This window comes from Halomonas sp. HP20-15, from assembly GCF_033446685.1.
In the GTDB taxonomy this organism is placed as follows: domain Bacteria; phylum Pseudomonadota; class Gammaproteobacteria; order Pseudomonadales; family Halomonadaceae; genus Modicisalibacter.
In genome coordinates this window covers 327,149-347,172 of sequence record NZ_JAWQLY010000003.1, presented here as the reverse complement: position 1 = coordinate 347,172, position 20,024 = coordinate 327,149, and the positions used below count along the sequence as shown (strand labels likewise).

The window sequence follows — 20,024 nt, the reverse complement described above, 5'->3', positions numbered from 1 at the left end:
AAGAGAGAACAGAAGCGCCACGCCCGGCGCATCAGCCGGCTTCGGCCGGCAGGATCATGAAGGTCGCCGTGCTCTCATCATCGAATTGATGAACGGTCAGCTCCTGCTGGCGCTCGCCAGGCATACCGGGCGTGCCGGCAGGCATGCCGGGCAGCGCGATACCCGCTACCTCGGGGCGTTCGGTGAACAGCCGGTCGAGTGCCGCGCCGGGCACATGCCCTTCGATGACATAGCCGTCCATTTCGAGGCTATGGCAGCTGCCGAGGCCATGAGGAATCCCGAGGCGACTTTTGGTCTCGCCAAGATCCTGCGTCTGTACTACCTGCACAGCGACGCCGCGGCTTTCCAGATAATCGGCATAGGCGGCACAACAGCCACAACTCGGGCTTTTGTAGAGTGTGGCTTGCTGGGGCAGCGAGACCTGGGCAGCCTGTGCGCTCATCGCGAAGCTGGCGGATAATAGCAGTGCGGCGGTAGTACGCGGCATGACGGAACTCCCGGACGTTATGGTTACCGCGAATCAGTAGACACCGACAGTCTGAAAATAAGCTGAAAGGCAATTCGCGCCGGACGGGCACCGCAAACGTATCAGGGGTGGGCGAAGGTGACCTCGACGCGCAGTCCGCCCAGCCGCGCGCGGGCGTAAGTCACGCGCCCACCATAGCGCTCGGCGAGCTGCGCCAGGATGGAAAGCCCCAGGCCGTGACCCCGACGTTGCTCGTCGAGCCTCAGGCCGCGCTGGCCCAGCTGATCGAGCATTTCATCGGGCACGCCCGGTCCGTCGTCCTCGCAGACCAGGCAGCACGGCGTGGCAAGCAGCGTCAGCTCGACCCGCCCATGAGCCCATTTACCGGCATTGTCGAGCACGATCCCCAGCATCTCCATACCATCCTGGCGCTCTAGCGGCAGCCGGTAGTCGACGATTTCGGGTCTATCGAGCACGAAGGTTCGACCAGGATAGAGGATACGAAACATATCGAGCATGGAGGTCAGCTCTACCAAGCCGGTGTGCTGCTGGCCGGCAGAGCGGCCGGCGATGCGCGAGCGACGCAACTCATTTTCCAGCTTCCCGTCGATATCATCGAGACGCTCTAGAATGCGCGTGCGGCGCTTGTCATCCAACGTTCGCTTCGAGCGTAGCGCCTGCATAGCGGCCGTCAGCGGCGTTCTGATTGCATGAGAGAGATTGGCCAGCGACTCGCGCGAACGCTGTTGGCGACGCTCCTGCTCGTCGAGGAAGGTGTTGAGCTGCTCGATCGGCGCCTGCAGTTCGGAAACGGTTTCGATTTCAAGGCGCCGGCGCTCGCCGCGCTGCAGCTCGGCAAGCTGAAGCGATAGCCGCCCGAAAGGGCGCAGGGCGCGGTTGACCGCGATTAGATTGAGCAGCAAAAGCAGCAGCAGTAGCGCCATTGCCACCACGCCGATCCACCAGTGCAGCCGCGAAAGGCCCCGTTCGATGCTGGCAAAGTCCTCACCCACCGTCAGCGTGGCCGGCTCTCCTTCAAGCGTTAAGCGAGTCCGCCACAGCAGCAGGCGATGATCGCGCCATTGCACCAGCTCGGCGCCCTCCGTGATTCCTTCAAGCAGCGGCGACAACTGCGGCAGCAGCGCGTCATGAGTACCGAAAACGCGCTCGCCGACACGCAGCAGGTAAAAGTGATGGAAGGTCTCGGCGGGATCGGCATCGGGCGGCAGCGGCAGCGATTCCGGGCCGCCGACGCGCAGGCGGCGGGTGACGAAATCGGCCTCCTGCTGCAGGCGATCGGCAAGAAAGTCCTGCGCCAGCCGTTCCAGCAGCAGGCCGTGCAGCATCCAAGTGCTCCCCGCCACCAGTAGCGCCACGATGCCCAGGCCGCTCAGCAACCGCAGACGTAGGCTGCGACGGTCAGGCCGAGACAAGCACATACCCTTCGCCGCGGCGGGTCACGATACGCTCACGTCCGAGGCGGTGACGCAGCCGTCCGATGTAGACCTCGACGAGATTGGGCGCCGCGGCGTCCTGTTCAAGAGCATAGAGTTGATCGAGCAGGTGGCGCTTGGAATGAATGCGATCGGGATGGCGCATCAGGTATCGCAGCAGCCGGAACTCGGTGGAGGTCAGCGACTGCCACTCCTGATGGTCGAGGCTGTACTGCTGGCGCGCCTCATCGAGACGAATACCGTTGATCTCGAGCAGATCCGAAAAAGTATCCATCCGGCGGCGCAGCAGCGCCTGCAGCCGCGCCAGCAGCTCCTCCTCGTGAAAAGGTTTGGTCATATAATCATCGGCGCCGACGCGGAGCCCCTCCACCTTGTCCATCCAGCTGTCCCGGGCGGTCAGGATCAGTATCGGCAACGGCCATTTCGCTTTTCGCCAATTGGCGAGAAGGGTCAGTCCGGCGCCGTCCGGCAGACCGAGATCGAGAATCACCAGCGCGTAGCACTCGACAGTCGCCAGCGTCGTCGCCGTCTTGATATCCGGCGCGATATCGGTGCGATACCCCGCATCATCCAGTAATTCCGCCAGGCTCTCGGCAAGTAACTCGTCATCTTCGACAAGCAGTATTTTCATAATCCTACTGCTCCCGTCCTTGTAGATTGGAGAATGCAGCCTGAAGCCCACTGAAGCGTTGGCCAGAATTTATCGCAGCATAGCGCCAAGAGAGGCAAGACCGAACAGCGGGGCCGTCACTGATGACATCTTTTATCGGGAACGACGCTTGACCCTTGGGTAGCCTGCAACTCCTACACTAATCGTCATGCTCGGTCCTCTCGGATCGAGCAGCTCGGGGCCAGCAGTCGTCGGGTTGGATGCGATAACTGACGACGTTTCGTCCCGTTACCGAAGAAGAGAGTGGACGACACACAGAGAGAGACGACCATGTGGCATGACACGATGGGATACATGGGCGGCAACGGCTGGGGGCATATGCTCTTCGGCGGCGCCATGATGCTGGTCTTCTGGGGGCTGGTAATCGCGCTGATCGTGATACTGATCAAGCACTTTGCCAAGCAGCGCCCCCACGCGCGGGCGATATCCCCGGATGCTTTGGATATCCTGCGCGAACGCTACGCGCGCGGCGAGATCGATCGCCAGGAGTATGAAGAGCGCCACCGCGACCTGTCATCGTAAGCGCTGCCCAGGCTTAGCTCGCCGACATCCGACTCTATGGCGGTGCGGAAGTCTGTTGTATCGCCGGGGACGGGGCGCTTCAGCCGTCGGGGCATGCCACTGCGCGGCGGCGCCCATCGCCGAGAACGCCGACCAGCGCCAGCACGGCCAGCCCGATCACCACCGAGCCGTAGGCATAGGTGGTCGTTTCCAGGCCCACGCGCTGAGTTGCAGCGCCCGCGATCAACGCCGGCACGCTCGCCGAGAGGTAGCAGATCACGTAGAGCGCGGCCATGAGTGCCGAGCGCTCCGAGGCCGCCGCCAGCGGGGTAATGGTGCGGATCACGCCCATGAAACCGGCACCAAAGCCGGTGCCCGCCACGGTGGTGCCGACCAGCAGCAGCCAGGCGGCATGCTGGTGCACGCCGACCAGCATCAGCGCCATGCCCGCGGCGAGCCCCCAGCCGCCGACCAGCAGCGCCAGCCGCGTCGCCTGATGGCGCAGCACGAGCACGCTGCTGCCGCCCACGAACGGCAGCAGAAAGGCCAGCAGTCCGCCCATCGCCGGGCTGTGCAGGCCGATCACCTCGGCGATTAGCGAGGGCCCCAGCGACAGGGAGAAACCGCCGAGCGCCCAGGCGGCGATGCTCACCGGCACCACCCGCAGCAGGGCGGCGCGCACGGCTGTCGGGACCTGCACTCGCGGGCGCAGCGACAGCCGTTGCCCGGGCGGTGGCATGGCCGTCTCGCGCATTCGCGGCAACCACGCCAGCTGTAACAACAGTGCCCCCAGCAGTAACGCGAATACCAGGCGCAACGGTGCCGGTGCATAGCCCACCAGCAGCCCCGAGAAAAGCGCCCCGAAGGCCATGCCGTAGAGCGGCCCGACGCTGGTCATCAGTGGGCCATGCCGCGCGTGGCTATCAAGCATCGCCGCCGCCAGCGCACTGGTGGCGATGCCGGTGGCCACGCCCTGCAGAATGCGTCCGGCGAGCAGCCAGCCAGGGCCGTCGGCGAGCAGGAAGACACCCATCGACAGCGCCTCGAGCGCCACCGCCAGAGCGATGACCGGTTTGCGCCCACGCTGATCGGACAGCGAGCCGCTGACCAGCAATGTCAGCAGCAGCGCGAACATGTAGACCGCGAATATCAGGGTCAGTAGCGTCGAGGAGAATCCCCAGACCTGCTGATATAACGGATAAAGTGGCGTGGGCGCGCTCGAGGCAGCGAGGAAGACGATCAGGACACCCAGATAGAACAGGGCCTGCCCCCCACTTGGGGTGCCGCCGTCCATCGTACGTTCGCGGGATGAAGAAGCTGCCATGACCAACTCCTTAATGCTAAAATTTTGCGTTAATGCGAAGCATGAGACTTTCGCCCCACTAAAGCAAATATTTTGCGTTAATAGCCGATGAACCAAATGACCACCCCGCGCCCCGGAGGCCGCAGCGCCCGCATCCAGCGAGCCGTCCACCACGCCGTCCGCGAACTGGAACGCGAGTTGCCGCGCGAGGCCCTGACTCTGCCACGGATCGCCGAGCGTGCCGGCGTGACGCCATCGACGCTCTATCGCCGCTGGGGAAACCTGGCCGAGTTGCTTGCCGACGTGAACCTCGAGAGCATGCGCCCCGATAAGCCACCGGCCGATACGGGTACGTTGACCGGCGACCTGCAGGCGTGGAGCGAACAGTACTATGAGGAATTGGCCTCGCGCCCCGGCCAACGCATGCTGCGCGATGTGCTGGCCAGCGACGATGCCGATCGGCGACGCTGTTGCAGTGACCTGAACCGGGCCCAGATGCAGACGATCCTCCAGCGCGCCCATGAGCGTGGCGAAGCCGCGCCTGCCGTCGAGACGCTGATGGAGCGCCTCGTCGCTCCGCTGATCTACTATCTGCTCTACGACGCCGAGGCCGTTGACCGCTCGCACCTCGAACGCTGGGTGGAAGAGGCGGTGAGCCGGGGCCCTGCGGGCCGGCCAGAGACCAGGAGGTGAAACATCTTATCGAGCCCGCGGATTGACCGCCGGGCATAAAAAAACCCGCTCGAATCGAGCGGGTTTTTCGTTGTCGACACCTAGCCGACGGTCTCAGAGATGCGGTTGCAGAGTCTGCACCAGCGTCTTGTAGAGGCGCGGGCCGGCGGCCATCAGCCGGCCTTCCGGGGTCACGCCGGGCGAACCGTCGGGACCGCCCATCAGCGCACCGGCTTCCTTGAGCAGCAGCGTGCCGACCAGGCTGTCCTGCTCCTCGAGGCCCAGCACGAACGCCGCGTCGACTCGGCCGGCGGCCAGCTCGGCGATGTCGAGCAGCGGACAACCGCTGGCGGTCAGCGTGTCGATGCGCGGGCCGAGCTGCTGAGCCAGCGTCAGGTAGGTCGGCAGATGGCGCGAGCGCAGCCAGCTTTCCGGCAAGCCCATCGCCAGGCGCGTGCCCTCGATCTGGGTGGCCTTGCTGACACGGATGCGCTTGCCGTTGTGCTGCGCGCCGCGGCCGCGGCTGACCAGGTACTCGTCGTCGCTGAACGGGCAGATCACCACCGCGTGCTCGGGGCGCCCCTTGACCAGGCACACCAGCGACAGTGCGAAGCCATTACCGCCGGTGCTGAGGTTGGAGTAGCCGTGAAAGGGTTCGATCCGCCACAGCATGTCGCGGCCTTCGCCTTCACCGTCGCGGTGCGGGGTAAAGCGACCGGCGACGCCGTGCTGCGGATAACCGCGCGCCAGCTGGCGGACGATGAGGGTCTCGGCGTTGCGTGCGGCGTCTTCGAGCAGTTGGTCGATCTTGCGATCTTCGTGAGCGACATCGATACGTTCGCGGATGCGCACAAACTGCTCGGCGGCACTGCGCGCGGCGCGCAGTGCGTATTGGACCATCGGATGCATGATCGGGCCTTGAGGATTCGGTAACTGTTAAAGAACGCCGCGCATGCTAGCAAAAAGCCGCCGTCGCGGCCATGACAAATCGCGCCGTCCCTCGCTAATCCACGCATGCTAGACTCTACGGCGCACCGCGCCAACGACCAGACCGGACCCGAATTCCCATGCCCGACCAGCCCTTTTCGCTCGACCAGCTCCGCATCGTGCTCATCGGCACCAGCCACCCCGGCAACATCGGCGCCGTGGCCCGGGCGATGAAGAACATGGGGCTTGCCGATCTCGCCTTGGTCGCGCCGCGCTGCGAAGTCCAGACCAGCGAATCGATCTCGCGGGCCTCCGGTGCCGACGCGCTGCTCGTCGGGTCCTCGCTGCACGAAAGCCTGGACGACGCGGTCGCCGACGCCACGCTGGTGGTCGGCGCCAGCGCCCGCTCGCGCACCCTGCCCTGGCCGATGATCAGCCCGCGCCAGCTGGGCGCCGCGCTGCCCGCCGAGCTGTCCCGCCCCGAGGCCCGCGTGGCGCTGGTGTTCGGCCGCGAGGATGCCGGGCTGACCAATGCCGAGCTGCAGCGCTGCCACCGTCATGTGCACATCCCCACCAACACCGAGTTCAGCTCGCTCAACCTGGCCGCCGCCGTACAGGTGCTGAGCTACGAGTGCCGACTCGCCTGGCTGGATGCCGGCGATACCGCGCCCGCCCGGCAGACGGCCATGGCGAAGGGCACGGCGCCCGCTGGCGAGGCGCCCTTCGGTGAGGCGCCCTTTGGCGTCGAGTGGGACAATCCGCCGGCCAGCCATGCCGATCTCGAGCGCTACTTCGCGCACCTCGAACGGGTGCTGGTGGCCATCGGCTTCCACGATCCCGAACGGCCGCGGCAACTCATGGCCCGGCTGCGCCGCCTGTATCTGCGCGCGCGGCCCGACAGCCTCGAAATCAGCATCCTGCGCGGCATTCTCACCGCCATCGAGAAACATACCGGGCGACGCTGAAGGCACCGCGCCAGCGGGGCACCTTGCAGCCCGGCCGACGCGCCCCAATAATGAATGGCCACCCCGATCATCGGCGGGCCGCTGCCGCGCCGTCGTTCAACAAGGATCGCTGCATGTTTCGCCGCCTGCGTGAAGACATCCATAGCGTGTTCGACCGCGACCCGGCGGCACGCAACTTCCTCGAAGTGCTGACCAATTACCCTGGCCTGCATGCGCTGCTCGCCCATCGCCTGGGTAGCTGGCTGTGGCGTCACAACCTCAAGTGGCTGGCCAAGACCATCTCGACCCTGGCGCGCTGGCTGACCGGCATCGAGATCCATCCCGGCGCACGCATCGGTCGGCGCTTCTTCATCGACCATGGCATGGGCGTGGTGATCGGCGAGACCGCCGAGGTCGGCGACGACGTCACGCTCTATCAGGGCGTCACCCTGGGCGGTACCAGCTGGAACAAGGGCAAGCGCCACCCCACGCTGGGCGACGGAGTGATCGTCGGCGCCGGCGCCAAGATCCTTGGCCCGTTCACGGTCGGCGCCGGCGCCAAGATCGGCTCCAACGCGGTGATCACCAAGGAAGTCCCGGCCGGCGCCACGGTGGTCGGCATCCCCGGCAAGATCGTCAAGCGCGCCGACCCGGACAGCGAGGAAGTGCCGAACTTCGATCCCGAGCGGCGCGAGGCGATATGCCAGAAGTTCGGCTTCGACGCCTACGGGGTCAGCCAGGACATGCCCGACCCGGTGGCGCGCTCGATGCAGGCGATGCTCGACCACATGCACGCCGTCGATCAGCGCATCGAGCTGATGTGCAACACCCTGCGCAAGCTCGACGTCAGCTATCGTGCCGGCAATCTGCCCGAGTTGCGCGACGAGGACTTCGCCGAGATCCTCGCCGACGTCGACAGCTGCTGCTCGCCCGATCCGGCGTTACCGCCCAAAGCTCCGGAGACGAGCGCCCCGGCCTCCCCCGAAGCGTCCTCTTCTCAGCCCGCCGAAAACGACGCCGCCGCCTCGCCGGCCGACCAGGAAACCGCCCGGCGGCGACGCTCGGGCGCTCAACGCTGAACTGGCCCGGCAATTGTTGACCATTCTACTGGGTTTTCTCATAATGGCCGCAGCATAGCGTCCGGCGGCCGTCAAAAAAGGCGTGCCGGACGCAGTTTTCGGCCTGTCGACCGACGGGCCTTTTGCATCAAGCATCGAGCGCCCATGCTTGCGATCACCGTTCTCGACCATCCAACGCGGCTTTTGACTCCCTTATGCGCCTGACCACCAAAGGACGATACGCCGTTACCGCCATGCTCGACCTGGCCCTGCACGGCGAACAGGGTCCGATCAGTCTGGCCGATATCTCCCAGCGCCAGGCGATTTCGCTGTCGTATCTCGAACAGCTGTTCGCCCGCCTGCGTCGTGCGCAGCTGGTCAGGAGCGTGCGCGGACCGGGCGGTGGCTATCTGCTGGCGATCACGCCCGACCAGGTCTCGGTAGCGCGGGTGATCGACGCGGTCAACGAGTCGGTGGACGCGACGCGCTGCCAGGGGCTGTCGGACTGCCAGCAGGGCAACACCTGCCTCACCCATCATCTATGGTGTGAGCTGTCCCACGAGATTCACGGCTTTCTCGACGGCATCAGTCTGGGCGAACTGGTCGAGCGCCAGGAAGTACGCCAGGTCGCCGCACGGCAACGCCAGGAGCTCGACGCCAATACCATCGCCACCTCAGCGCCGTGAAGCCGCGCTCACCGAGGCCAAGTAAAGAACCATGAACGCACCCGTGTACCTCGACTACGCCGCTACCACCCCGGTCGACCCCCGCGTTGCCGAGGCGATGTCGCGTCATCTGGGACTCGACGGCATCTTCGCCAACCCGGCCTCGCGCAGCCACATGGCCGGCTGGCAGGCCGAGCAGGCGGTGGAGAGCGCACGCCGCCAGGTCGCCGACCTGATCGGTGCCGACCCGCGCGAGATCGTCTGGACCTCGGGCGCTACCGAGGCCGACAACCTGGCGCTGATCGGCTTCATGCGCGCCAACCGCGCCCGCGGCCGGCACCTGGTGACCTCGACCATCGAGCACAAGGCGATCGTCGACACCGCTCGCGCCCTGGAGGCCGAGGGTTTCGAGGTGACCTGGCTGGAGCCGGAACACGACGGGCGCGTCTCGCCGTCGAAGCTCGCCGCGGCGATGCGCGATGACACCACGCTGGTGTCGTTGATGGCGGTCAACAACGAGCTCGGCGCGATCAACGACCTGGCCGCCCTGGCGGCCGTGGTGCATGCCCGCGACGCGGTATTCCACGTCGATGCCGCCCAGGCCACCGGACGCCTGGCGCTCGACGTCGTCGAACTGGGCATCGATCTGATGTCGCTGTCGGGCCACAAGGTCTACGGACCCAAGGGTGTCGGTGCGCTCTACGTCAAGCGCAGCCCCGACATTCGCATCGAGGCGCTGATCCACGGCGGCGGCCATGAGCGCGGCATGCGCTCGGGTACCCTGCCGACCCATCAGATCGTCGGCATGGGCGAAGCCTTCGCGCTGGCCGCCGACGAGGGCGAGGCCGACCAGGCGCACATCGCGGCGCTGACGAGCCGCTTCCTCGCCGGGCTGAAGGATATCGAGGGCATCCATCGCAACACCGACACCAGCGTCTCGGTGCCCAATATCGTCAACCTGTCGTTCGACGGCATCGACGGCGAATCGCTGCTCATGGCGCTGCGCGGCATCGCGGTCTCCACCGGCTCGGCCTGCAATTCGGCGAGTGTCGAGCCATCCTATGTATTGACGGGTATCGGCGTACCGCGTGTCCGGGCGCTGACGGCGCTGCGTTTCAGCTTCGGCCGCTTCACCCGCGAAGCCGAGATCGACACCGCCGTCGCCGACCTGCAACACGCCGTCGCCACACTACGCCGCTAGCGGCACTGTCCCGGTATCATCCGGCCGCTGATCATTAGCCGCACAGAAGTCAGGAGGTTCATCATGGCGCAACTATCCATCACCACCGCCGCCGCTGAGCAGATTCGCCGGGTCCTCGACGAGCGCGGCCACGGCCTGGGGCTGCGCGTCAGCGTCAAGCCCAGCGGTTGCTCGGGCTACAGCTACGTGCTCGATTTCGCCGACGAAGCGGCCAATGACGACGTCTCGTTCGAGGAGCACGGCGTGCAGGTGTTCGTCGCCCCCGACGCGCTGACCATGCTCGACGGCAGCGAGGTCGACTATGTCAACGAGGGGCTCAACCGCTTCTTTCGCTTCAACAACCCCAACGTCAAGGACGAGTGCGGTTGCGGCGAAAGCTTCAGCGTCTGAGGCCGTGCGCCGTCGCGGATGCGTAGTCGTCCGCGAACCGCTATAATGGCGCGCTCTCAGCGCCCGCCGCTTCACGGCGCCGGAACCCCGACCCTCTGCGCGCCGCCATCTGCGGCGCGCAGCCGTATCAGCGACCACTTGTTTTCACGGAGAACGACACCATGGCTAACCAGCGCACCCTGTCCATCATCAAGCCCGACGCCGTCGCCAAGAACGTGATCGGCGAGATCGTCAGCCGCTTCGAAAAGGCCGGCCTCAAGATCGTCGCGGCCAAGATGCTGCAGCTGTCCCAGGAACAGGCCGAGGGTTTCTACGCGGAGCACAAGGAGCGCGGCTTCTTCGGTGAGCTGGTTGGCTTCATGACCTCCGGTCCGGTTACCGTGCTGGTGCTGGAAGGCGACGACGCCATCGTCAAGAATCGCGAGCTGATGGGCGCCACCAACCCCAAGGAAGCCGCGCCGGGCACCATCCGCGCCGATTACGCGCAGTCCATCGACGCCAACGCCGTGCACGGTTCCGACTCGCCGGAGTCCGCCGAGCGCGAAGTGGCCTACTTCTTCGGCGCCGACGAGATCTGCCCGCGCTGAGTCGACTCGCGGGAGCCGGCCGGCTCCCGCGGTTGCCCAGGCAGGGCCAGCCTCCCCTCACGCCCCACCGACCGGTTGACCACCATGACCGCCACCGCCATTACCCCCCGCACCAATCTGCTTGGCCTGTCACGCGAACAGATGGAAGCCTTCTTCCTGTCGATCGGCGAGAAGAAGTTCCGCGCCAATCAGGTGATGAAATGGATCCATATCGAAGGCAGTGACGACTTCGACGCCATGACCAACCTCTCCAAGCCGCTGCGCGCCAAGCTCGCCGAGGTAGCCGAGGTGCGGGGGCCGAGCGTGGTCTACGAGGGCACCTCGAACGACGGCACCCGCAAGTGGGTGCTCGAGGTCGAGGACGGCAGTTACGTGGAGACCGTGCTGATTCCGTCGGACAACGGCACCCGGCGCACGCTGTGCGTGTCGTCGCAGGTCGGCTGCTCGCTCGACTGCAGCTTCTGCTCAACCGGCAAGCAGGGCTTTCAGCGCAACCTGACCGCCGCCGAGATCATCGGCCAGGTATGGGTGGCGCAGCGCAGCAGCGGGCCGCGGCGCGATACCGCCAATCGCCCGGTGACCAACGTGGTGATGATGGGCATGGGCGAACCGCTGCTCAACTATGACAACGTGGTGCCGGCGATGAAGCTGATGCTCGACGACAATGGCTACGGGCTGTCCAAGCGCCGCGTCACGCTGTCGACCTCGGGCGTGGTGCCGATGATCGACAAGCTCGGCGACGAGATCGACGTGAGCCTGGCGATTTCGCTGCACGCCGCCAACGACGAGCTGCGCAACGAACTGGTGCCGCTCAATCGCAAGTACAACATTCGCAAGCTGCTCGATGCCTGCCAGCGTTACCTGGCCAAGTGCCACGACACCCGACTGGTGACCATCGAGTACACGCTGATCAAGGACGTCAATGACCAGCGTGAGCACGCCGAACAGCTCGCCGCGCTGCTCGAGGAACTGCCGTGCAAGATCAACCTGATTCCGTTCAATCCGTTCCCGCATTCCGGGTACGAGAAACCCTCGCGCAACCAGACCATGCGTTTCCAGCAGTGGCTGTTCGATCTCGGCTACACCGCTCCGATTCGCGCCACGCGGGGTGACGACATCGATGCCGCCTGCGGCCAGCTGGTCGGCCGGGTCAAGGACCGCACGCGGCGCCACGAGCGCTACATCCAGTCGATCCAGCTCGACGCCGACTGATGGGGCGGTTCCGCCCTTGGGCCTCGACCCAAGGGCGGAACCTTGACTTCGACTGGTCGCGGCGCTTTTATGAGTACGCTTCGCAGCTTGCGCACAAGCGATTTCTTACAACGTATAGAGTCGACCGGAGGCCGTTCGCCGCGAACGATCCGCTACCGTCGAGAGGAGTGCATGATCCGCCGTCCACGCTCGCTAACCGCACCCCGGCTGGGTGCCGTCCTACTCGCTACGCTGTGGCTCTCCGGCTGCGCCACCACGCAGCAGGACGGCCTGGAAAGCGATGCGGACCCGGAGCGGGCGGCCAAACTCAACGTGGCGATGGGTATCGAGTACATGGAACAGGGCAACCTGTCGCGTGCCCGGAGTAAGCTCGAGCACGCCCTGGCCATCGATCCCGGCAACGCCGACGCCCTGCAAGCCAATGCGCTGCTCTACCAGCGCCAGGGCGAGAACCAGCTGGCCCGCGAGTTCTTCGAGCGCGCGCTGGCGGCCGAGCCCGACTTGACCCGCGCCCGTAACAACTACGCGGCGTTCCTTTATCGTCAGGGCGAGATCGCGGCGGCCTGCGAGCAGCTCAAACGAGCCAGCCAGGACATCCACTACGACAACCGTGCCCAGCTATTCACCAACCTGGGCCGCTGCCAGTTAGAGCGCGGCGCGCTTGCCGACGCCGCCGAGAGCCTCGAACGCGCACAGAACATCGACCCACGCCATGCGCCCAGTTATCTGGCGCTGGCCAGAACGCTCACCGCACAGGGCGAATACGATCGCGCCTGGGACCAGTTGCAACGCTTCATCCGGTTGGCCGGCACCCCCCCCGAGAGCCTTCGCCTGGCAGAGCAGATCGCCAGCGCTCGCGGTGACGGTGCCAGCGCCGCTTTCTATTCGCGGCAGCTGAAAGAGTCTCAGCGCGCTCCCTGATCACAAGATAAGAGGACTGCTCAGTCATGAGCGACGCACAACAGCGACAGGAAGCCAGTCTCGACCCCGAACTCTCATCCGGCCGGCACTCTTCCGGCGAGATGCTCAAGCGCGAACGCGAGCGCCAGGGCCTGACCATCGACGAGGTCGCGGTCCAGCTCAACCTGCGCCCGGCGGTCGTCAGCGGCCTCGAGTCCGACCAATACAGCGAAGTCCCGGTCGCCGCCTATCGTCGTGGCTACCTGCGCGCCTACGCGCGCCTGATGGGTATCGACGAGGCCCCGGTGGTCGCCGCCTACAATGCCCAGCACGGCGACACGCGCAGCGACGTCGAACGGCGCATCGCCCCGGTGCAGCGCGCACGCCGTCCGTCGCGGGTCGGCGCCTGGATCTTCAAGCTGTTCACCCTGCTGGTGATTCTCGGCCTGATCGGCTTGACGCTGCTGTGGTGGCAGAGCCGCAACGGCAACGACCTGCTGGGATTGAGCGGCTCCGGCGAGAGCAATGTCAGCGAATCGACGAGCGATGCCGGCAATGGCAATACATCGGCCGGCGACGCGGCCCAGGACGAGTCCATGCCGCCGTTGCCCGAGCAGGAGGACGAGCTCGGTCTGGTCGAGTCCAACGACGCAGCCGCGCCGAGCGGCGCGAACACCGCCGCCAGCACCGACGCCCCGGCCACCGGCACGAACGGCAAGGCCGCCAGCGCACCGCAGCCCGGCGCCGCGACGGGCACCGCCGACGAAGCCACAGACGCGACCGGCGATACGCCGCTCGTTGCCAACCCTGCTGCGGATGACGCGGCCGGTGGCGCCACCGGCGAACAGACCGACAGCACCACGCCGGCGGCCGAACAGAGCGCCACTCAGACGCCGGCCGTCAACGAACGGCAACTATCGCTGACGTTCAATGAGCAGTCGTGGACCGAAATCTACGACGCCAACGACCGCCGCATCCTGGTCGGCCTGCAGTCCGCCGGCACCCAGGCCACGGCCGAGGGCGAACCGCCGTTTCGCCTGACCATCGGCAACGCCACCGGCGTCGAGCTGAACTACCGTGGCGAAGCCGTCGACCTGAGCGCCCATACCGGCGGTAACAATGTCGCCCGCTTTACGCTGGGAGAGTAATCACCATGCACGCTCAGTCCCCCATTCAGCGGCGCAAGTCGCGCCAGATCCATGTCGGTTCGGTCGCGGTGGGCGGTGACGCGCCCATCTCCGTGCAGAGCATGACCAACACCGACACCCTGGACGTTGCCGCCACCGTCGAGCAGATCAAGCGCCTGGCCACCGCCGGTGCCGACATCGTCCGCGTCTCGGTGCCGACCATGGACGCCGCCGAGGCGTTCGGGCGGATCAAGCGCCAGTCACCGGTGCCGCTGGTCGCCGATATCCACTTCGACTACAAGATCGCCCTGCGCGTCGCCGAACTCGGCGTCGACTGCCTGCGCATCAACCCCGGCAACATCGGCCGCGAGGATCGGGTGCGCGCGGTGGTCTCGGCGGCCCGCGACAACGGCATCCCGATCCGCATCGGCGTCAACGCCGGCTCGCTGGAAAAGGACCTGCAGAAGAAGTACGGCGAGCCGACACCGGCGGCGCTGGTGGAATCGGCGATGCGCCACATCGATCATCTGGATCGCCTCGACTTTCCCGACTTCAAGGTCAGCGTCAAGGCCTCCGACGTGTTCATGGCGGTCGGCGCCTATCGCGACCTGGCCGGCCGCATCGAACAGCCGCTGCACCTGGGGATAACCGAGGCCGGCGGGCTGCGCTCGGGGACCGTCAAGTCGTCGATCGGCCTGGGCATGCTGCTGATGGATGGCATCGGCGACACCATCCGCGTGTCGCTGGCCGCCGACCCGGTCGAGGAGGTCAAGGTCGGCTTCGACATGCTCAAGAGCCTCAAGCTGCGTGCCAAGGGCATCAACTTCATCGCCTGCCCCAGTTGCTCGCGCCAGAACTTCGACGTCATCAGCACCATGAACGCCCTCGAGGAGCGCCTCGAGGACGTCATGACGCCGCTCAACGTCTCGGTGATCGGCTGCGTAGTCAACGGCCCCGGCGAGGCCAAGGAGACCGACGTCGGTCTGACCGGCGGCAGCCCGGCCAACCTGGTCTACCTGGACGGCAAGCCGGCCTCCAAACTGCGCAACGACCACCTCGTCGACGATCTCGAGAAGCTGATCCGCGACAAGGTGCGCGAAAAGGAACAGGCCGAGCAGAACACCATCGTCCGCGAGCGTTAACCCACAGATCGCACGACCCGCAGTGGTCCGGCGGCGGCGCGCCGCCGGTTGTCAGGAGCAAACCCCGTTGAGCAAGAAGATCCAGGCCATTCGTGGCATGAACGACCTGTTGCCCGAACAGTCGCCGCTGTGGCAGTACTTCGAGGGCCAGGTCAGGACGCTGATGCAGCGTTACGGCTATCGCGAGATCCGCACCCCGATCGTCGAGCAGACCGCGCTGTTCGCGCGCTCGATCGGCGAGGTGACCGATATCGTCGAGAAGGAGATGTACACATTCGACGATCGTAACGGCGACAGCCTGACGCTGCGCCCCGAAGGCACCGCCGCCTGCGTGCGCGCCGCCATGGAGCACGGGCTGCTCTACAACCAGACCCAGCGGCTGTGGTATCAGGGCCCGATGTTCCGCCACGAGCGCCCGCAGAAGGGCCGCTATCGCCAGTTCCATCAGGTGGGCATCGAGGCCTACGGCATGGACGGCCCGGACATCGATCTCGAGGTGATCCTGCTCTCGGCACGGCTATGGAAGCAGCTCGGCCTGTACAAGCATGTCACCCTCGAGCTCAACTCGCTGGGCTCGCCCGAGGCGCGTGCCGCCTACCGCGAACGGCTGGTGGCGTACTTCGAGCAGCACCTCGAGGTGCTCGACGAGGATTCGAGGCGTCGCCTGTCGAGCAATCCGCTACGCATCCTCGACTCCAAGAACCCCGACATGGCCGAGATGCTCGAGGCCGCGCCGCAACTGCTCGACCATCTCGACGCCGAATCCCGGGTGCACTTCGAGACGCTCACCGCGCGCCTCGATGCGGCGGGCATCGGCTATCGCATCAACCCGCGGCTGGTGCGCGGCCTGGACTATTACAGCCGCACCGTGTTCGAGTGGACCACCGACGCGCTGGGCAGCCAGGGCACGGTGTGCGCCGGCGGCCGCTACGACGGCCTGGTCGAGCAGTTGGGTGGCAAGCCGACCCCGGCGGTGGGCTTCGCGATGGGCGTCGAGCGGCTGATCCTGCTGCTCGAGACCCTCGAACTGGTCCCCGACGAGAGCCGGCGCGGCCCCGATGCCTATCTGCTGGCGATGGGCGAGCGCGCCGAACACGCGGCGCTGCTGCTCGGCGAGCGGCTGCGCGATACGCTGCCGGCCCTGACCCTGCAGGTCCATTGCGGCGGCGGCGGCTTCAAGAGCCAGATCAAGAAGGCCGACAAGAGCGGCGCGCGGCTGGCGCTGATCCTCGGCGACGACGAGGTCGATCAGGGCCTGCTGGGCATCAAGTTCCTGCGCGAGGAGCGCGATCAGGAGACCCTGCCCCAGCAAGCCGCCCTCGCCCGGCTCGCCGAACTGCTCGGTTGAGCGTCGCGGCGTCAACGCGCCGCGGCCGGAAAGCACAGTAGACCCGGATGCCCAGTGGCGCCGAATGCACAGTAAAGGAGACCGCCCGTGGCGGAGCTTAGAACGGAAGAAGAACAGCTCGATGCGATCAAGCGCTGGTGGAAGAGCAACGGCACCTCGCTGATCATCGGCGTCGTCGTCGCCGCGGCCGGCGTGTTCGGCTGGAATGCCTGGCAGAGCTACCAGAACTCGCAGGCCGAGGCGGCCTCGGCGCAATATCAGCAGTTGATTGCACTGGCCGGCCAGCAGGATCTCGGCGACGACGCCATAAGCCAGGCCGAAGGGCTTATCGATACCCTGGTCAACGAATACGGCGACACCCGTTATGCCGAGCTCGCGATGTTGATCCAGGCCCGCCTGGAGATCGCCGCCGATGATCATGAAGGCGCCAGTCAGGCCCTGCAGCAGGTCATCGACGGCGACGCCGACGACTACCTCAAGGGCCTGGCGCGCCTGCGTCTGGCGCGTATCCAGCTCGCCGACGGGCAGCCCGAGGCGGCGCTCGGCACCCTCGAGGCCGGCATCCCCGAGGGTCTGGCCGCCCAGCGCGCGATTACCCGCGGCGATACGCTGGTCGCGCTGGAGCGCCCCGACGAGGCTCGCGAAGCCTACCAGCAGGCCCTCACGCTGTCCCGCGAGTCCGAGCAACCGGTCTACGGCGTGCAGCTCAAGCTCGACAATCTCGGTGCGGAGGACGCCACCCTATGAAACTCGCTCAACTGCTCGCTCCGACACTCACGCTGGCGCTGCTGGCGGGCTGCACCGGCAACGTCGAGCCACAGTATCCGCCCAAGCCGCTGACCGATATCGACCGCCAGGTCGAGATGACCCGGGAGTGGAGCCAGGAGATCGGCGACGGCCTGGGCGTGGCCCGCTATCCGATCACACCGGCGCTGGACGACGATCGCCTGTTCGCCGCCGACCAGTCGGGGCTGCTGCGCGCCATCGACACCACCAGCGGCGAGAGGCTGTGGCAGATCGAGCTCGACACGCCGGTTTCCAGCGGCCTCACGGCGGCGGCCGGGCAGATCTACCTGGGTACCCGCAACGGTGAAGTGCTGGCCCTCGACCAGGACGACGGCTCAATCGTCTGGCGTTCGCGGGTGTCCAGCGAAGTGCTCGCCGCGCCGCAGCCCAACAGCGAGTTGCTCGTGGTGCAGAGCGTCGACGGCGCAGTGACCGCGCTCGATCGCGCCAGCGGCGAGGAGCGCTGGGTCTACACCAGCAGCCAACCGGCGCTGACCCTGCGCGGCACGGGCACGCCGCGGGTGATCAACCAGGTCAGTTTCGCCGGCTTTGCCAGCGGCCGGCTGGTGACGCTCGACAACCGCAGCGGCCAGCCGCTGTGGGACATGCGCGTCGCCGTACCGACCGGGCGCACCGAAGTCGACCGGCTGGTCGATCTCGACGGCCAACCGCTGCTGACCCGCGACGGGCGGCTCTACGTGACCAGCTACAACGGCCGCCTGCTGGCGCTCGAGGCGACCACCGGCAAGATCCTCTGGGAGCGCGAGGCGTCGAGCTATCTGACGCCGATCCTGGTCGGCGATTTCCTGTTCACGGTCAACGAGGACAGCCACGTACTGGCGCTGGATGCCGCGTCGGGCCGCGTGATGTGGGAATCCGACGCCCTCGAGGGGCGCAGCCTGACCTCGCCGACCTTCATCGACGGGCACATCGCGGTGGGCGACTTCGCGGGTTACGTCCATCTGCTCGACGCCGAGAGCGGCGAGCTGGTGGGACGCAGCGAGCTCGGCACGGCGATCAGCCTGTCTCCGCTCGCCGACGGCCAGCGCCTTTACGTGATGGATGACGACGGCGAGCTAGCCGCCTATCACCTGCGCGAACGCAACAGCGACTGAACCGTCAGCCGGCGGGCCGCCCGGCCCGCCGGTTCCCTGCCCTGGCCCGCCTCGCAATGAGTGGGCGCCGGGGCGCCGGCGATGATAGAATCGCGCCCCTGGCATCTGCCACCCCATTCCTGACCTATTTCCGAGCTTCGCCACCCCATGAATCCCGTGATCGCCTTGGTCGGCCGGCCCAATGTCGGCAAATCGACTCTTTTCAATCGTCTGACTCGCTCACGTGATGCGCTGGTGGCCGACTTTCCCGGCCTGACCCGCGACCGCAAGTACGGCAACGGCCAGCTCGGCGGCAAGGAATACACCGTCATCGACACCGGCGGCATCAGCGGCGACGAGCAGGGCATCGACGCCGCCATGGCCGAGCAGTCGTTGCTGGCCATCGACGAGGCCGACATCGTGCTGTTCCTGGTCGATGCGCGCAGCGGGCTGATCCCCGCCGACGAGGCGATCGCCAACCACCTGCGGGTCAACCAGAAGAAGACCTGGCTGGTGGTCAACAAGACCGACGGTCTCGAGGAACACTCGGCGATGGCCGAGTTCTGGACGCTGGGCCTGGGCGATCCCCACCCGATCGCCGCCAGTCATGGCCGCAACGTCACCGCGCTGATCGACGAGGTACTGGCGCCCTTCCCCGAGCGCGATGAGCAGGCGCCGCCCCCCGACGCCGAACGCGGCATCCGCATCGGCGTGATCGGCCGGCCCAACGTCGGCAAGTCGACGCTGGTCAATCGGCTGCTCGGCGAGGAGCGCGTGGTGGTGTTCGACGAGGCCGGCACCACCCGCGACGCCATCGAGATTCCGTTCGAACGGCGCGGGCGGCGCTATGTGCTGGTCGACACCGCCGGGGTGCGGCGACGCAAGAACGTCAGCCTGACCGCCGAGAAGTTCTCGATCATCAAGACACTGGACGCGATCAAGGAGTGCCATGTCGCGGTGATGGTGCTCGACGCCCGCAACGGCCTGGTCGAGCAGGACATGCACCTGCTCGACTACGTGCTCAACTCGGGACGCGCACTGGTACTGGCGGTCAACAAGTGGGATGGCCTGGAGAGTGAACAGCGCGAAAAGATGCGCAGCGAGATCAAGCGCCGGCTGGGCTTCGCCGACTATGCCGACCTGCACTTCATCTCGGCGCTGCACGGCACCGCGGTGGGCGATCTCTACCCGTCGATCGAGCGCGCCTTCAAGGCCGCCACCGCCCACTGGTCGACCAACCGCCTGACCACCCTACTGCAGGACGCGGTCAGCGAGCATCAGCCGCCGCTGGTCCACGGCCGGCGCATCAAGCTGCGCATGGCCCACCAGGGTGGCAGCAACCCGCCGATCATCGTCGTCCACGGCAACCAGACCCAGGCGCTGCCGGAAGCCTACAAGCGCTACCTGACCAACACCTTCCGCAAGGTGCTCAAGGTGCGCGGCACGCCGATCCGCTTCGAATTTCGCTCGGGCGACAACCCCTACGATCCCGATGCCGGCGCCAGCGATCGCGAGAAGGCCAAGAAACGCGAGTTGGGACGCAGCCGCGAGGCGCGCAAGAACCGCCGCTGAGCGCC

Annotated in this window: 21 protein-coding genes; 16 read left to right on the top strand and 5 right to left on the bottom strand. The window is 66.4% G+C overall.

The annotated features are described in order from the left end of the window. Positions 1-31: 31 nt before the first annotated feature. The 3 genes from R6258_RS06270 to R6258_RS06260 all read right to left on the bottom strand — a co-directional run bounded on the left by R6258_RS06270 (position 32) and on the right by R6258_RS06260 (position 2,551). Entirely contained in the window at positions 32-487 is a 456-nt protein-coding gene (locus tag R6258_RS06270) for a DUF411 domain-containing protein (RefSeq protein ID WP_318448685.1), read from the bottom strand. A gap of 101 nt (positions 488-588) precedes the next feature. Next, positions 589-1,905: a sensor histidine kinase gene (locus R6258_RS06265; protein ID WP_318448683.1), complete on the bottom strand. Its 1,317-nt coding sequence runs from the start codon at positions 1,903-1,905 to the stop codon at positions 589-591. Further along, positions 1,886-2,551, bottom strand: a complete 666-nt coding sequence (locus R6258_RS06260; protein WP_318448682.1) for a response regulator transcription factor — start codon at positions 2,549-2,551, stop codon at positions 1,886-1,888. Before R6258_RS06260 ends, R6258_RS06265 begins: the two co-directional genes overlap by 20 nt. Before the next feature lie 309 nt (positions 2,552-2,860). Here R6258_RS06260 and R6258_RS06255 point away from each other — a divergent pair, with 309 nt between their 5' ends. Next, positions 2,861-3,112: an SHOCT domain-containing protein gene (locus R6258_RS06255; RefSeq protein ID WP_318448680.1), complete on the top strand. Its 252-nt coding sequence runs from the start codon at positions 2,861-2,863 to the stop codon at positions 3,110-3,112. A gap of 79 nt (positions 3,113-3,191) precedes the next feature. On the opposite strand, the gene R6258_RS06250 is transcribed toward R6258_RS06255, so the two are convergent. After that, the gene (locus tag R6258_RS06250) at positions 3,192-4,415 is read right to left on the bottom strand and encodes an MFS transporter (protein ID WP_318448678.1); all 1,224 of its coding nucleotides are present in this window, start codon (positions 4,413-4,415) and stop codon (positions 3,192-3,194) included. Positions 4,416-4,511: 96 nt separating this feature from the next. Here R6258_RS06250 and R6258_RS06245 point away from each other — a divergent pair, with 96 nt between their 5' ends. Then, positions 4,512-5,087 (top strand): TetR/AcrR family transcriptional regulator, encoded by a 576-nt coding sequence (locus R6258_RS06245; RefSeq protein ID WP_318448676.1) that lies wholly within the window; start codon positions 4,512-4,514, stop codon positions 5,085-5,087. A 93-nt stretch (positions 5,088-5,180) separates the two neighbouring features. Here R6258_RS06245 and R6258_RS06240 read toward each other — a convergent pair whose 3' ends face one another. Further along, entirely contained in the window at positions 5,181-5,975 is a 795-nt protein-coding gene (locus R6258_RS06240; protein ID WP_318448675.1) for an inositol monophosphatase family protein, read from the bottom strand. A gap of 158 nt (positions 5,976-6,133) precedes the next feature. Between R6258_RS06240 and R6258_RS06235 the strand changes: the two genes are divergently transcribed. The 14 genes from R6258_RS06235 (at position 6,134) to der (ending at position 20,019) form a co-directional block, all read left to right on the top strand. Then, positions 6,134-6,958, top strand: coding sequence for an RNA methyltransferase (locus R6258_RS06235; protein WP_318448673.1), 825 nt, complete (start codon positions 6,134-6,136; stop codon positions 6,956-6,958). A 113-nt stretch (positions 6,959-7,071) separates the two neighbouring features. After that, positions 7,072-8,016, top strand: coding sequence for a serine O-acetyltransferase (gene cysE / locus R6258_RS06230; RefSeq protein ID WP_412176356.1), 945 nt, complete (start codon positions 7,072-7,074; stop codon positions 8,014-8,016). A gap of 194 nt (positions 8,017-8,210) precedes the next feature. Continuing rightward, positions 8,211-8,681 (top strand): Fe-S cluster assembly transcriptional regulator IscR, encoded by a 471-nt coding sequence (iscR, locus tag R6258_RS06225; protein WP_318448669.1) that lies wholly within the window; start codon positions 8,211-8,213, stop codon positions 8,679-8,681. Positions 8,682-8,712: 31 nt separating this feature from the next. Next, positions 8,713-9,861: an aminotransferase class V-fold PLP-dependent enzyme gene (locus R6258_RS06220; protein ID WP_318448667.1), complete on the top strand. Its 1,149-nt coding sequence runs from the start codon at positions 8,713-8,715 to the stop codon at positions 9,859-9,861. 63 nt (positions 9,862-9,924) lie between these two features. Then, positions 9,925-10,251: an iron-sulfur cluster assembly accessory protein gene (locus R6258_RS06215; RefSeq protein WP_318448665.1), complete on the top strand. Its 327-nt coding sequence runs from the start codon at positions 9,925-9,927 to the stop codon at positions 10,249-10,251. Between the two features lie 161 nt (positions 10,252-10,412). Beyond that, entirely contained in the window at positions 10,413-10,838 is a 426-nt protein-coding gene (gene ndk / locus R6258_RS06210) for a nucleoside-diphosphate kinase (RefSeq protein ID WP_318448663.1), read from the top strand. A gap of 84 nt (positions 10,839-10,922) precedes the next feature. Beyond that, the gene (gene rlmN, locus R6258_RS06205; RefSeq protein WP_318448661.1) at positions 10,923-12,050 is read left to right on the top strand and encodes a 23S rRNA (adenine(2503)-C(2))-methyltransferase RlmN; all 1,128 of its coding nucleotides are present in this window, start codon (positions 10,923-10,925) and stop codon (positions 12,048-12,050) included. 171 nt (positions 12,051-12,221) lie between these two features. Beyond that, positions 12,222-12,971, top strand: a complete 750-nt coding sequence (gene pilW, locus R6258_RS06200; protein WP_318448659.1) for a type IV pilus biogenesis/stability protein PilW — start codon at positions 12,222-12,224, stop codon at positions 12,969-12,971. Positions 12,972-12,997: 26 nt separating this feature from the next. After that, complete coding sequence (locus R6258_RS06195; protein WP_318448658.1) at positions 12,998-14,098, top strand: RodZ domain-containing protein; 1,101 nt, start codon at positions 12,998-13,000, stop codon at positions 14,096-14,098. 5 nt (positions 14,099-14,103) lie between these two features. Continuing rightward, a complete protein-coding gene (gene ispG, locus R6258_RS06190) occupies positions 14,104-15,219 on the top strand; it encodes a flavodoxin-dependent (E)-4-hydroxy-3-methylbut-2-enyl-diphosphate synthase (protein ID WP_318448656.1) in 1,116 nt (371 codons plus the stop codon). A 67-nt stretch (positions 15,220-15,286) separates the two neighbouring features. Next, positions 15,287-16,567, top strand: a complete 1,281-nt coding sequence (gene hisS, locus R6258_RS06185; RefSeq protein ID WP_318448654.1) for a histidine--tRNA ligase — start codon at positions 15,287-15,289, stop codon at positions 16,565-16,567. An 87-nt stretch (positions 16,568-16,654) separates the two neighbouring features. Beyond that, a complete protein-coding gene (locus R6258_RS06180; protein WP_318448652.1) occupies positions 16,655-17,314 on the top strand; it encodes a tetratricopeptide repeat protein in 660 nt (219 codons plus the stop codon). Continuing rightward, positions 17,311-18,468 (top strand): outer membrane protein assembly factor BamB, encoded by a 1,158-nt coding sequence (gene bamB, locus R6258_RS06175; RefSeq protein WP_318448650.1) that lies wholly within the window; start codon positions 17,311-17,313, stop codon positions 18,466-18,468. Before R6258_RS06180 ends, bamB begins: the two co-directional genes overlap by 4 nt. 147 nt (positions 18,469-18,615) lie before the next feature. Beyond that, a complete protein-coding gene (der, locus tag R6258_RS06170) occupies positions 18,616-20,019 on the top strand; it encodes a ribosome biogenesis GTPase Der (protein ID WP_318448648.1) in 1,404 nt (467 codons plus the stop codon). The last annotated feature ends 5 nt before the right edge of the window (positions 20,020-20,024 follow it).